This window comes from Pseudoalteromonas sp. NS-SX12 (genome assembly GCF_057367955.1).
In genome coordinates this window covers 1711400-1724864 of the sequence record NZ_CM170634.1, presented here as the reverse complement: position 1 = coordinate 1724864, position 13465 = coordinate 1711400, and the positions used below count along the sequence as shown (strand labels likewise).

Below are 13465 nucleotides of genomic sequence, written 5' to 3'. Positions count from 1 at the left end.
ATTAATGGCATAACTATTCAATGCAGTGTTTTTGCCTAAAAATAGTTTGGCAACGATGCACTAAACCTCAGGTTACGTAAGAGATAAGAAATCAAACACCATTAAAGGTAGACAAAAAATAACAGAATAATTATTTAATTGGTTAAAAAGTAAAATGGTCAGACCAGATGAAGTTCAGGGTTCAGGGTTCAGGGTTCAGGGTTCAGGGTTCAGGGTTCAGGGTTCAGGGTTCAGGGTTCAGGGTTCAGGGTTCAGGGTTCGGCAAAAATTCTGAAACCCAAACCCTGAAATCTCGACTCTTTTTTAACCAACCGACCCCAGCAAAGTAAGAATTGCAATTGCCGCTAGCATTAGCAGCATGTTTCGCTTTACCAAACGCACCATGCATTTGGCTTCAAAACTGCAGCCGATAAACTCTTGTTCTACACGTTCAGCGGCATGGGCAATGTCACCGATGACTCGTCGATTTGGTACTGAAAAGTTAAATACATATTTTAAATAAGTAGCCGTGCCTTGGCTAAAGTTACCAATAATTAAATAACCAAAGCTGACAATGCGTGCCGGTAACCAATCCAGCCAATAAAGTGTTTTATGAAGCACCTTTTTGTGTTTTCGAAAGGCTGATTCAGGGTCATTACGGGTCAGGTCTGCAAAATTTCGAATCAACGCATAACCAAGTGCGCCACACACTCCAAATATAACAAACCAAAAAATAACCGCGCCATAAAAACGGAAGTTAATCCATGCGATTGTTTGGCCGAGCGTTTCACCACCATCCTGTTCTGTACGTTTTTGCCCTAATTGGAACGCATACAGTGTTGCAGCTTCTGCATCATCTCGCTGCAATGCGTTTAAATACCCTTTGTATTTCTCACGCAAGTAAGCACAACCAAAACACACGAGTAACACAACCACGTTAATCGCTAATTCAAGCAAAACAAAATCAAATGTTTCACTCACGGCAAAGAGTAGTAGCACAGGAAGTAATAGCCAAATAAAGAAATCCACTCGACGCGAGTAAATCTTACTAAATAAGCCGTTTGACTCACTTACACTAATAAAATGCTTAACATAGGTATTAAGCTGCCAAGCATCTTCTTTTGCGGCTAGTCTTTCAATAATAAGTGCTAAGATTACTGAAATTAAAATCATCTTGTTCTCTGCTAGGTTAATGAGGCATGAAAGCGGACCCAATCAAAGTGTGGACCAGGATCTGTTTTCCGACCTGGCGCGATATCACTATGACCCGTGATCGCTTTTGAATTTAACTTAGGATAATGTTTTAAAAGCATTTTGACCAGTTCTTCAAGACTAGCATACTGCTCATTTGTGAAAGTAACATGATCGCTCCCCTCTAATTCAATACCAATACTAAAGTCATTACATCCCTGCCTACCTTTATACTCAGACACACCCGCATGCCACGCACGCTTATTAAATGGTACGTACTGAATAATCTCACCATCGCGGCGAATTAAACAATGCGCTGATACTTCAAGCCCTTCTAAATCTGAAAAACTCGGGTCAGCCTTGCAATCCAAACAACCTAAAAATAAATCAGAAATATACGGTAAACCAAACTGACCTGCTGGCAACGAAATATTGTGAAGTACAATCAGAGAAATATCTTGCTCATCTGGTCGTTCGTTAAAATGAGGAGAAGGTAAAAAGCTAATACCTTGTAATACGTGTTGTTCTATTTGCATGTTTCGAAGTAGCCTGCAGAAATTAGATTTAGATTAACACTTGCCGAAAGAAATCTGAAATCTGAAATCTGAAATCTGAAATCTGAAATCTGAAATCTGAAATCTGAAATCTGAAATCTGAAATCTGAAATCTGAAATCTGAAATCTGAAATCTGAAATCTGAAATCCAATAAAATCATAGCCAACTTATAATCAACACGATAAAATTATTGCAACGTTCATTATCTGTAATTTCACTATGGCTCTCTCTCAACAATTAATTTCTCAACTTGTTAAATCTGCACTCGACGAAGACTTAAACTACCAAAGTGCTGACGGCGATATTACCGCACAGCTTATTCCGGCAACACAACAAGCAAACGCAAAAGTAATCACACGCGAAGCGGGTGTTTTTTGTGGAAAGCAACTTATTTTAGAAGTGTTTGAACAGGTAGATCCAAGTGTAATAGTGAATGTATTAGTTAATGATGGAGAAGTCATTGAAGAAAACCAAACATTATTTACCGCGGTTGGTAATGCACGCGCAATTTTAACTGCTGAGCGCACCGCGCTTAACTTTGTACAAACACTTTCAGGCACAGCAACTACTACCGCCCACTATGTAAAAGAGTTAACTGGTACGGGTACACAATTGCTCGATACACGAAAAACCATTCCGGGTTTACGTTTACTACAAAAGTATGCGGTAAAATGTGGTGGCGGCGAAAATCATCGTATTGGTTTATTTGATGCCTTTTTAATTAAAGAAAACCATATTGCTGCCTGCGGTGGCATTGAGAAAGCGGTAGCACAAGCGAAAACAAATCACCCAGATAAAAAAGTAGAAGTAGAAGTAGAAAACTTAGCAGAACTAGAGTTGGCTCTTGATGCTGGTGCAGACATCATCATGCTTGATAATTTCACAGTTGAGATGATTAACAAGGCGGTAACAATCACCAACAAACGCGCCAAACTGGAAGTGTCAGGTAATATGACATTAGAGACTTTACGCACCTATTCACAGGCGGGTGTCGACTTTATTTCGTCAGGTGCATTAACAAAACATGTAAAAGCGCTTGATTTATCAATGCGTTTTGAAAATAATGGCGACTAATTAGTGAACTTTAACTTTTTTCATACAGAACGTGTAATCCTTTTGTATTAATTTAGGAACATGTAAGCTAATTGTAAAAAAAGATGCTACACAAGTTTTAAATGTCGTGCTAGCATCTCATTAGAAATAGCGAGTACAGGAAGTACAGGCTAGTAATAAGGAATTAGTTTTGTTCCTAGTAAACCAACTTAGTAGTACCTTTAGGTGGTTTTTAGAAACAAATTAATAATTTTTTATGGTTTGGTATTAATCGCTTAGGGAAAAGTTACTAATACTTACTTTCTCATTAGAGAAGTTTAACTATACTAATTAATGGAATGAGTATGCCCTGTTTAACAGGCAGCTCTTTTTAATAACTTAGCCCCATAAACACTCGTTAGAGGTACATTATGAAAAACATGAAACAAGTAGCCCAAAAGGGTTTCACTTTAATCGAATTAATGATCGTTGTTGCAATTATCGGTATTCTTGCAGCAGTGGCACTACCACAATATCAAGACTACACAAACAAATCGAAAGTTCGCTCTTGCCTTGCTGAAGCAACTGGTGTAGCTCGCGGTATTTCTGTAGCGCGCAATGAAGGCACTGATGCAGCAGCAATTGCATTGCTTCCTACTTATACTCCATCTGCTTGCACTAGCACAACATATACCAACGGTGCGTTTCCTGCAGACCCTTACACATTTACATCGAAAGATGACGCTGCAACTGTTATTTCTTGTGGCCTAAGAACTGGTTCATGTTCTGACGCAGCAGCAGCAGCTCCAGCTCCTTAATAAAGGCTTGAGTTTTACGAAAATGCCAACTTTAAAGTTGGCATTTTTATTTTTGAAAACGGATATATTGCAAATGAACGACTCTCAGCACCTTTATTCAAAGCCTTTTGACATTGCATTCATCTATCTCACACTGGCGCTCGGATTTTCTTTCTATTTGTTTGCTGAATTGAACCCTAGTTTATTCTATCTTATTTTGACCATTGATTTATGGTTGTTAGGTTATCACCACGTTATCGCAACTTATACAAGAACCTCGTTTTCGATAAATGATTTCAAAAGTAATATCATACTTAACTCTCTGCTACCGGTCGCAGTTATTCTTGGTACTTATGTGTTATACAAGATGCTTGGCTTATGGGCAATTAGTACGCTATATCTATATTGGCAGCTATACCATTATTCTAGACAGAGCGAAGGAGTGTATAAGTCGTATTTATCTAAATCTAAAGAGATAGATCAATATGATTTAACAAAACGAATTCAATTTTATGCCCCTGTCATTTTAGCCTTTTTGGTTATATCACTAAAAGCACCAACTCACTTTTTATTTATGGAAGTAAAGACTCTTCCGATTCCATTTATATTAAACTCAATTTTAATAGCTACTTTTAGTGTATTATGTCTAATACAAATCAAATCAATCGTTTCAGATTATTTGAAACTTAGATACATATCTCTTTCTAATAAATACTTGATTAGCCATTATATAGTTTTTTTGATGGCCTATAGTTTTATCTATGATTTAACGCTTGGCTGGTTACTTATTAATGTTTGGCATAACTTACAATATATCTTGTTCGTTTGGCTATTTAACAATAAGCGATTTTCAAACACCTACACAAAAAAAGCTCCATTTCTGTCAACAATTTCACAAAAAAAGAACTTAGTAGTTTACTTCTCAATTACTTTGATTCTAACGTTTGTATTCTATGACTTTTTTATAAATAGATTCGCGATTCCTTTAGCTCAGCAATCATTTAAGGAATTAAATTTAGTTGTACTTACAGTTTTAGCTTACCAAACTATAAATTTTCACCACTACATAGTTGATAGTCAAATTTGGAAGTTGAGAAAGAAACAAATACGAGAAAGTCTTAAAATTTAGCTGATATGTCTAGGTTATTCGTTTGGTTATTAACATTAATACTTGTTAGTGCTGTACTATTTGCACTAACAAGTACAATACCAGTCCCTCCCTCTACAAAATTTACTTCATTTAACAACGAACGGTTTAAAGAGTTTTCGGCCAAGGAAGGTATAAAAATAATTGCCATAGGTGACTCAAAATTACGTTTTGCGTTGCAATCTGATATAGAACTTTCTGAAAGTTTAAGTAAGTTGCTAAATAAAAATGTATTTTTTATATCAGTTACAAAAAACAAAGGAATTCTTACAGACTTTGATAAAATTCTTGAATCAATTCCCAAATCAAATATTAAGTTAGTCATCATTCAAGAAGACCTTCTTATTAAGCAAAAAAGCTTTCTAGCTAAAGTTATCGAGCTAAGAGAGTTTGTAAATTGGTCACTATTTTCATCTACCGCTTGGGATCCAATACACTTTGATAAAAATTTGGAGCAATTTGATAAAAACTGTAGCTCACTCAACCAAGAAGAAAAAGTTTTGGAAAGGAAGTTAAGTGATTTTGTTTGGTTTTCACGAGGTAACTCTGTCTTGATAAATGAAATTGCAGAGTTAAAAAATTTCAATGGTAATCAAAAAGTAGTCGCTCTAAGCATCCCAGTTTCCAATGATTTTTTGGTAAACGATATCGAATTTCAAGATGCTACTACACAGTGGCAAAAAGTAGATACTATGGGTAAAGAGTTTTATTGTGACACTATTCATATGAATAACGATGGGCGACTATTATACTCAGCTTGGATGATTGACCAAATTAGCACCTTTAAGATGTAATATAATGGAAAATACAGAATTTATACCTAACTTTGTTTTTAACAGGTTACGAGATTGTAATGATAATCAAGTATTCCTAGTAAATGCTGACAAAGAGATTATAAAATACAAAAAACTAAAAGAGCATGTATTTAAAACATGCACTCTTTTAAATGATAAAAATGGTCAAACTTTTGATACGGTGTTAGTAGCAGATAGTAATCCATACTTTATTAGTGTTATATATTTAGCATGTTTGGTAAGTGGACAACCAATTGCTTTTATCGACCCAAAAAGCCCAAAATCCTTAATTCAAGAAACATGTTCTTTTTTTAAATCTCCTTTAATCTTTGCAGAAAGCACAAGTAAACAGAACTTTAATGATCAAAGTAACGTCATTTTCACAGGTTCGACATATAAAAAAGGGTTCATAACCTCATTATTTGCTGGCAATAAAAACAAAATAGAAAATGACACATTTCCAAATATTCTCGATAAATTACTGCCTTTTCAAAATCAAAAAAATTTAAAAAGAGACGAAGACGCTTTAATTTTGTTCACATCAGGAAGCACATCTAATTCAAAAGCGGTAAGAATATCCTATGCAAATTTGTATCACCAGATGCTTGCCCTTGAGAGTAAATTCGATCTCAGCAAAACAAGTATCATCGCGAATCATTTACCTCTTTATCATACTGATGGATTAAATCAAGGATCTCTATTAACGACTTTTGTCGGGGCTACGTGGCTTTACCAAGGCGATTTATCATTGCAGAGCCTCGAAAAATTTACTGACCTTATCCATAAATATAACGCTACTCATCTAATTACGATTCCAACAGTATTAGCAATGTTTAAGCGCCTGGAGAAGCAGTTACATGATGCGTTTACTCATCCTAACTTCAAGTTTATTGAATCAACTGCAGCACCACTACCCACCGAGTTATGGTGCGATTTTGAAAAAAGCTTTCAATGTAAAATCGTAAATTGTTACGGACTGACAGAGACTGTAAGCGAAGTATTTTACAGTGGCCCAAATGAGGCTACTAGGAAGGTGGGGACAATTGGCAAACCCTACGGTACTGAAGCCATGTTATTAATAAATGACAACGAGTATATAACCAGTCCGAATGTTGAAGGCGAGCTATTACTTCGAGGTCCTCAAATATTTAATGGATACTTAAATGACTCAACACCGCATCTTGATAGTTTAGGATGGTACAAAACTGGGGACCTCGCGATTATCGATAACGATGGTTTCTTTAGCATAACCGGTAGAGTGAAAAATATTATCATAAGAGCAGGTATCAACGTAAACCCTGAAGATATTAATAACAAAATGAGATTGCACCCAAGTATTCTAGAATGCGAAACAGTCTCCGTACCTCATAAAATACTCGGAGAGAAGATTATCTTTTGCTTCACTTCCGAAGAAAGTAAAGTTTCGAATATTGATTTACATACGCACTGTAAAAATTTCCTTTTACAAGAACAAGTACCTGATGAATTCATACTATTAGACAGTTTGCCTTACGGTCCCTCAGGTAAGGTAGAGAAGAAGAAGTTAGTAGAACAGGCTATTAACTTTTTAAAACAGACTAATACGCCCTGTGATATCAGAAGCATAGAAGTTACAGTTTTAAAGACTGCTGCAATAACATTTAAATGTCATGAATCAGACATTTCAATGGCATCCTCACAAGAAACAACCGAAAATTGGGATTCATTGTCGTTTTTATTATTATTGGCAGAATTAGAACAACAATTAGAAATCAAATTTACGCCCAAGCAAATTATAAATACAACTACACTAATGGATCTGAAAAAACATATTGAAGGCATGATAAATTGAAAAACGTTATTATTTTCGGTCACCCTAGATCAGGCACAAGCCTTCTCCAAAGAATTTTAGGAGCCCACTCTCACATTGCGGCCCCGCCAGAGACACATTTATTTAGTGCATGTGCAAAAGCTATATCTGGTGATAAAACAGCTTCAGGAGTTGAACTCGGAGTACTAATGGGTCTCGATTTTATTGGGTTCGATAATGAATTTGTATTGGAAAAATTCAAAGAATTTGCTTTTTCTTTCTTAAACGAATACAAATTAAAAAAAAGAAAAAAAATTTGGCTCGAAAAGACAGCTTTTGATGCTTTCTACATCAAAGAAATCGAGCGAATATGTAAAGATGATGTAAAATACATATGTTTGATTCGAAATCCAATAAGTGTAATAAAAAGTACAATAGAATTTTGTAATACTATTGGCACGTATCCCGCCCCTCTATACGAATATATAAAACAATATCCTTCAGCTGTATTTGCTTTCGCCCACTCTTGGAAAAACACTACAGAAGCAATTCTAGAGCTAGCAAATAAGCATCAAAGCAATATTATATTGTGTAAATACGAGGACTTTGTTGATAACCCTGTTGACGTTTTAGAAGATATTCATGACTTCATCGATGTTCCCTTTGAACCAGATACTCTCAAATCAGCATTTGAGCACTCTGATCATGATTTTGGATTTTCAGATCATAAGCTTTTAAAATCAAAAGGCGTGCACAAAACGTTAAAGATTCCTAGCCTCACCGATTATGAACAAAACGCATTAGGGCTACTTCTAAATGAATTATTAGAAACTCTAGATTACCCTTTGTTTGAGAAAAAAAACATAGGCAACCTTAAGACGAAATACCTAAACTCTCTATACACAACAGCAGTCAAATGAATAGTCTGATATCTTCCGAATGGGCGGGCTCTGCTGTGTTGCTATTTCTTTTGTTTTGGCTTTTTCCAGACAACACTAGGAAATACGTATTGGGCGCTTTTACATTGGGATTTCTAGTTTATTTTGATCCTCAAAGTGCAGTTTTACTTTTTTCATTTTTTCTTTTGGCATTAAAACTAGTCAATAAAAAAGAAATAAATGGCTTAGTAACGCTGTTTTCTAGCTTTTTTATCTTCTCAATATTAATTATTTATAAAGTAATCGGAGAATCTCAGCATAATTTCATTAACGAAACATTTGTACCACTGGGACTTTCATATTACAGCTTGAGATGTATCCATGTAATTGCGGAGAAATATAGCCAGAAATCGTGTGATAAGATTAAAGCCTCAGAACTATTTTGCTACTTATTTTTCCTACCAACAATTTGGTGTGGACCAATACACAGACTTCACTCTTTCCAAAAAGATTTAAGGCGCCACAGATGGGATAGTGCACAAGTATTCAACGGTGCGGAGAGACTCTTACTTGGATGTGTTAAAGTCATTATTATGTCGGAGTTACTTCTTAGTCAGGTACTAATTCCTCAGATTACTACCTTTTCAAGCCCGACTTTAACAATTTACCTAGATATAGCACTATACGGAATTAATTTATATATTCTGTTTTCTGGATATTCGGATATTGCTATCGGTTATGCAAATATGCTGGGGTTTACTGTAATGGAAAACTTCAAGAACCCTTTTTTCAAACAAAATATTTCTCAATTTTGGGAAAGCTGGCATATTTCTCTAACTAGTTGGTGTCAAAAGTATATTTTCACTCCCTTATTTGCCATTTTTAGAAGTAAGGCCATAGCAACGTTTTCTAGCTTGTTAATTATGGCCCTTTGGCACAAAGTGAGTGTAAGTTATATCGTTTGGGCTCTATACCACACGCTGGGCATACTATTTTGGCAACAAGTACAAGCTCTAAAAAAAACGAGAAGTAATCTAGTCAAATTCGATGAATACAAAATTACCAAACTGTTAAGTATAATAATTACGGTACACTTTGTTTGGGTAGGCTTTTACTTGGTAAAATACCCTACGCTTGGATCTTTATTTAACCATTTAACTTCTATTTACAATATATGAAAATTTTTGAGTCAATAAAAAAAAGGTTTAATGAGATCACAGCCATTATTTTAACGGCTGTAATTTACTCAATTATTATTTTAGCTATTTTATTTTTATCAGCCTCATCCGACTTCTATTTTAAATACGGAAATCTATAGTCTGTTCTAATACAAATGCTTTATTGACTAATTATTTAATATCATATGAAATATATTTAATTGACAACCAAAAACAACAAAAATGCAACTATCATCTCCTCTTATAAGAAAATTAGAAAGTTTCGGCTACCTAACTCAGTCATCGCTCGTGTCCCCGTCTTCAGGCCAATCGGTCGTAGAGCAGGTGTGTAGTGCCGCTAAACTATCACCTAAAGAGCTTGCAGAAAAGGCAGGAATGTTGTTCCAAGTTCCAAATTTATCGATAGTAAACTTAGATTTAGATCTATTACCCGAAGGCAGAGAGCGTAACGAAAAACTTATCAAAAAGCATCGTGTGTTACCCATTGCCAAAAAAGGGAAAACACTTTATCTGGCGAGTGCAGACCCGACAAATTTTGATGCATTTGAAGATTATGAATTTAATACAGGTCTACAAACTGAAGTTATTGTTGTCGCATATGACGAACTTGAGCGTGCAATTGATTCATTGTTTGAGAAAAATGATGGAATTGAGTTAAGCGATGACCAGCTCAATGAGTTGAGTGGTGTAACTTCTGATATAGATAACAAGGCTGACGACGAAAATGATATAAACAACAAAGAGGAAGATGCTCCGATTATTGTTTATATCAATAAAATTCTGATGGACGCAATAAAGCGTGGGGCTTCAGACTTACACTTTGAACCATATGAGCATGTTTACAGAATTCGTTTTCGTGTTGATGGTGTTTTGCATGAAGTAGCCAACCCTCCCATAGGTTTGGAAAGTAGGATTTCTGCGCGTATCAAAGTAATGTCTCAACTAGATTTAGCGGAAAAAAGAAAACCACAAGACGGACGTATAAAATTAAAAATTACTGCAAAGAAAAGTATTGATTTTCGTGTATCTACACTCCCTACCCTTTGGGGGGAGAAAATTGTAATGCGTATACTCGACTCTAGCAGCGCTATGCTTGGCATCGATGTTTTAGGTTACGAACCCGAGCAAAAAGAGCTTTATTTAAATGCACTTGCTCAACCACAAGGTATGATACTAGTTACCGGCCCTACAGGTTCCGGTAAAACGGTTTCACTTTACACCGGTCTAAATATCCTTAATAAACCAGAAAGAAACATTAGTACAGCAGAAGACCCTGTAGAAATAAACCTAGTTGGCATTAACCAAGTCCAAATTAATCCTAAGGCTGAAATGACCTTTGCAAATGCACTCAGAGCATTTTTGCGTCAAGACCCTGATATTGTAATGGTTGGTGAGATTCGTGACTTAGAAACCGCTGAAATATCAATCAAAGCAGCTCAAACTGGTCACTTAGTTTTAAGCACTCTACATACTAACTCGGCACCTGAAACACTTACGCGTTTAATGAATATGGGGGTTCCCTCATATAATATAGCGAGCTCTGTAAGTTTAATTATTGCTCAACGTCTTGCCAGGCGTCTATGTCCGGTTTGCAAAGAACCTGAAACACTTCCTGAACAAGAGTTGTTAAATCTCGGTTTCACTTCTGAACAAGTCACTTCTATGCAGCTCTACAAAGCTGTAGGTTGTGACAAATGTACCGAAGGTTACAAAGGGCGGGTTGGTATATACGAAGTTATGCCTATTACGCCTAAAATTGCTGACGTTATAATGCAAGGCGGGAACTCTCTAGAAATTGCCGCAATTGCAGAACAAGAAGGTATTAATAACCTAAGAAAGTCTGGTTTAAAAAAGGCTGCTAGTGGTGTAACGAGTATTGTTGAAATAAACCGTGTTACAAGTTATTAAAGGCTCGCTAGACCGAATATTCGTAACACGCTAAACTTAATAAATTATTTTTAGTTTAAAGCCAAACTACAGCTTCATTTAAGGATTACACATGGCAAAAAAAGACAATAATAAAAGCCTGACAACATTTTCTTGGGTTGGTGTAAATGCCCGTGGTAAAAAAATGGAAGGAGAGCTAAACGGTCCAAGTATTGCCATAGTTAAAGCTCAATTACGTAAACAAGGTATCACACCCTCAAAGGTCAAGAAAAAAGCACAGCCCTTGTTTGGGTTTAATAATGACAAGCCAATTAGAGCCAAAGACATTGCAATGTTTACCCGGCAGGTTGCCACGATGTTACTGGCTGGTGTATCGCTAATTCAAGCATTAGATATGATTGCTTCAGGTAGTGAAAATAAATCATTACAAAAGCTTATCACTAAAATAGCTGATGAAGTGAAAGCTGGTGACCCCCTTAGTAAAGCGCTAAGAGCTCACCCTAAGTATTTTGATGATTTATATTGTGATTTAGTTGAATCAGGAGAGCAATCTGGTGCTTTAGATAGAATTTTTGATCGAGTTGCACTTTATAAGGAAAAAGCAGAAGCCTTAAAGTCTAAAATTAAAAAGGCGATGTTCTACCCTGTTGCAGTACTGACAGTTGCGTTTATCGTAACTGCAATATTACTTATCTTTGTTGTTCCTCAATTTGAGCAAGTGTTTGCAGGCTTCGGAGCTGAGCTACCAGCATTCACACAATTTGTTATCGGTATATCTGAATTTATGCAAGCATACTGGTATATAGTGTTCGGTGGTATAGGTTTAGTATTATTCACTTTCAAAAAAATTCATGCATCAAACAAAAACGTAAGAGACAACACTGATAAAGCAATCTTAAAACTTCCTGTTGTAGGCATGATTTTAGATAAAGCTGCAGTTGCTCGTTACGCACGAACACTATCAACAACATTTGCAGCAGGCGTTCCTTTAGTTGATGCTCTGGATTCTGCTGCAGGTGCGTCAGGCAATGCGGTATATCGAGATGCTATTTTAGACATAAAAAATGAAGTGAGCTCGGGTAACCAAATGAATTTCGCTATGAAAAATTCAGGTGTATTCCCTGATATGGTTATTCAAATGGTCGCTATTGGCGAAGAATCAGGTTCACTTGATGAAATGTTAGGTAAAGTTGCTACGATTTACGAACAAGAGGTCGATGATGCAGTTGATGGTCTTTCTAGCCTACTGGAACCTTTGATTATGGCTGTATTGGGTGTACTTGTAGGCGGATTAATTGTTGCGATGTACTTGCCAATATTCCAATTAGGAAGCGTAGTCGGCGGTTAAAATTCATGAATTATATTGTAGAGGCATTTACATTAGCACCTTGGCTGTACTATTTAACTGTTTTTTTAGTAAGCATTTGCATCGGTAGTTTTCTAAACGTTGTTATCTATCGTTTACCTAAAATGATGGAAAATGAGTGGAAGGCTGAATGCAGTTTGTTACTTGCTGACAATTTAAAAACACCTTATGAGGCAAGCACAAAGGCATTTAATTTAATTACGCCAAGCTCAACTTGCCCGCATTGTAATACACAAATTAAACCTTGGTTCAATTTACCAGTATTTGGTTGGCTACTTCTACTCGGTAAAGCGGCCTGCTGTGGTAACAAAATTTCAGTTCGTTACCCCAGCATTGAGCTTTTAACTGGTTTGTCTGGTCTTGTGATAGCGTATTATTTCGGCGTAACTGAGCAAGCCGCTTTGTACTTAATACTGACATACGCACTAATATCACTTATTTTCATTGATATTGATCATATGTTATTGCCGGATCAAATTACATTGCCATTACTGTGGTTGGTATTAATAGCGTCTGTTATGGGACTTACTATTGAACCATCGCAAGCTATTATTGGTGCAGCCGCAGGTTACCTCGTTTTTTGGTCGGTATATTGGGTATTTAAATTACTCACCGGCAAAGAGGGTATGGGCTATGGTGACTTTAAGCTAATGGCTGTGTTTGGTGCCCTTTTAGGCTGGCAGTATTTACCAATGATAGTGTTAATGTCGAGCTTGGTAGGTGCAATAATTGGGATTACGCTTCTTTCAATACAAGGGAAAGATAAAGCAACACCAATTCCTTTTGGGCCTTACATTGCAATAGCAGGCTGGATTACCCTCATTTGGGGTGAGCAAATCCAAATAGCTTATTTTAATTTTTTAACCTTTTAA

Annotated in this window: 12 protein-coding genes; 10 read left to right on the top strand and 2 right to left on the bottom strand. The window is 36.2% G+C overall.

Annotated elements, in window-relative coordinates; translation table 11 throughout:
- Positions 1 to 303: 303 nt before the first annotated feature.
- Together ampE and ampD are read right to left on the bottom strand one after the other, a co-directional pair.
- On the bottom strand, positions 304 to 1152 hold the full coding sequence (gene ampE / locus AC2IOM_RS08055; protein WP_486358067.1) for a beta-lactamase regulator AmpE: 849 nt from the start codon (positions 1150 to 1152) through the stop codon (positions 304 to 306).
- Between the two features lie 11 nt (positions 1153 to 1163).
- Complete coding sequence (gene ampD, locus AC2IOM_RS08050; RefSeq protein WP_486358066.1) at positions 1164 to 1706, bottom strand: 1,6-anhydro-N-acetylmuramyl-L-alanine amidase AmpD; 543 nt, start codon at positions 1704 to 1706, stop codon at positions 1164 to 1166.
- Between the two features lie 238 nt (positions 1707 to 1944).
- Here ampD and nadC point away from each other — a divergent pair, with 238 nt between their 5' ends.
- The 10 genes from nadC to AC2IOM_RS08000 all read left to right on the top strand — a co-directional run bounded on the left by nadC (position 1945) and on the right by AC2IOM_RS08000 (position 13465).
- Positions 1945 to 2799, top strand: a complete 855-nt coding sequence (gene nadC / locus AC2IOM_RS08045) for a carboxylating nicotinate-nucleotide diphosphorylase (protein WP_486358065.1) — start codon at positions 1945 to 1947, stop codon at positions 2797 to 2799.
- Positions 2800 to 3197: 398 nt separating this feature from the next.
- Positions 3198 to 3575 (top strand): pilin, encoded by a 378-nt coding sequence (locus AC2IOM_RS08040; RefSeq protein WP_486358064.1) that lies wholly within the window; start codon positions 3198 to 3200, stop codon positions 3573 to 3575.
- Positions 3576 to 3597: 22 nt separating this feature from the next.
- The gene (locus AC2IOM_RS08035) at positions 3598 to 4683 is read left to right on the top strand and encodes a hypothetical protein (protein ID WP_486358063.1); all 1086 of its coding nucleotides are present in this window, start codon (positions 3598 to 3600) and stop codon (positions 4681 to 4683) included.
- A 5-nt stretch (positions 4684 to 4688) separates the two neighbouring features.
- Positions 4689 to 5495 (top strand): hypothetical protein, encoded by an 807-nt coding sequence (locus tag AC2IOM_RS08030; protein WP_486358062.1) that lies wholly within the window; start codon positions 4689 to 4691, stop codon positions 5493 to 5495.
- Between the two features lie 4 nt (positions 5496 to 5499).
- Positions 5500 to 7326, top strand: coding sequence for a class I adenylate-forming enzyme family protein (locus tag AC2IOM_RS08025; protein ID WP_486358061.1), 1827 nt, complete (start codon positions 5500 to 5502; stop codon positions 7324 to 7326).
- Positions 7323 to 8204 carry a sulfotransferase family protein gene (locus AC2IOM_RS08020; protein WP_486358060.1) on the top strand — a complete coding sequence of 294 codons (882 nt, stop codon included), beginning with the start codon at positions 7323 to 7325 and terminating at the stop codon, positions 8202 to 8204. Before AC2IOM_RS08025 ends, AC2IOM_RS08020 begins: the two co-directional genes overlap by 4 nt.
- Positions 8201 to 9340 carry an MBOAT family O-acyltransferase gene (locus tag AC2IOM_RS08015; RefSeq protein ID WP_486358059.1) on the top strand — a complete coding sequence of 380 codons (1140 nt, stop codon included), beginning with the start codon at positions 8201 to 8203 and terminating at the stop codon, positions 9338 to 9340. The genes AC2IOM_RS08020 and AC2IOM_RS08015 overlap by 4 nt, the downstream gene beginning before the upstream one ends.
- A 222-nt stretch (positions 9341 to 9562) precedes the next feature.
- Positions 9563 to 11248, top strand: coding sequence for a type IV-A pilus assembly ATPase PilB (pilB, locus tag AC2IOM_RS08010; protein ID WP_486358058.1), 1686 nt, complete (start codon positions 9563 to 9565; stop codon positions 11246 to 11248).
- Positions 11249 to 11339: 91 nt separating this feature from the next.
- On the top strand, positions 11340 to 12575 hold the full coding sequence (locus AC2IOM_RS08005) for a type II secretion system F family protein (protein ID WP_486358057.1): 1236 nt from the start codon (positions 11340 to 11342) through the stop codon (positions 12573 to 12575).
- Positions 12576 to 12580: 5 nt separating this feature from the next.
- The gene (locus tag AC2IOM_RS08000) at positions 12581 to 13465 is read left to right on the top strand and encodes a prepilin peptidase (RefSeq protein ID WP_486358056.1); all 885 of its coding nucleotides are present in this window, start codon (positions 12581 to 12583) and stop codon (positions 13463 to 13465) included.

Coding starts and splice junctions, on each gene's coding strand:
- AC2IOM_RS08000 (WP_486358056.1), top strand. CDS start 12,581: ATGAATTATATTGTAGAGGCATTTACATTAGCACCTTGGCTGTACTAT.
- nadC (WP_486358065.1), top strand. CDS start 1,945: ATGGCTCTCTCTCAACAATTAATTTCTCAACTTGTTAAATCTGCACTC.
- AC2IOM_RS08030 (WP_486358062.1), top strand. CDS start 4,689: ATGTCTAGGTTATTCGTTTGGTTATTAACATTAATACTTGTTAGTGCT.
- AC2IOM_RS08035 (WP_486358063.1), top strand. CDS start 3,598: ATGCCAACTTTAAAGTTGGCATTTTTATTTTTGAAAACGGATATATTG.
- AC2IOM_RS08005 (WP_486358057.1), top strand. CDS start 11,340: ATGGCAAAAAAAGACAATAATAAAAGCCTGACAACATTTTCTTGGGTT.
- AC2IOM_RS08015 (WP_486358059.1), top strand. CDS start 8,201: ATGAATAGTCTGATATCTTCCGAATGGGCGGGCTCTGCTGTGTTGCTA.
- AC2IOM_RS08025 (WP_486358061.1), top strand. CDS start 5,500: ATGGAAAATACAGAATTTATACCTAACTTTGTTTTTAACAGGTTACGA.
- ampE (WP_486358067.1), bottom strand. CDS start 1,152: ATGATTTTAATTTCAGTAATCTTAGCACTTATTATTGAAAGACTAGCC.
- ampD (WP_486358066.1), bottom strand. CDS start 1,706: ATGCAAATAGAACAACACGTATTACAAGGTATTAGCTTTTTACCTTCT.
- pilB (WP_486358058.1), top strand. CDS start 9,563: ATGCAACTATCATCTCCTCTTATAAGAAAATTAGAAAGTTTCGGCTAC.
- AC2IOM_RS08040 (WP_486358064.1), top strand. CDS start 3,198: ATGAAACAAGTAGCCCAAAAGGGTTTCACTTTAATCGAATTAATGATC.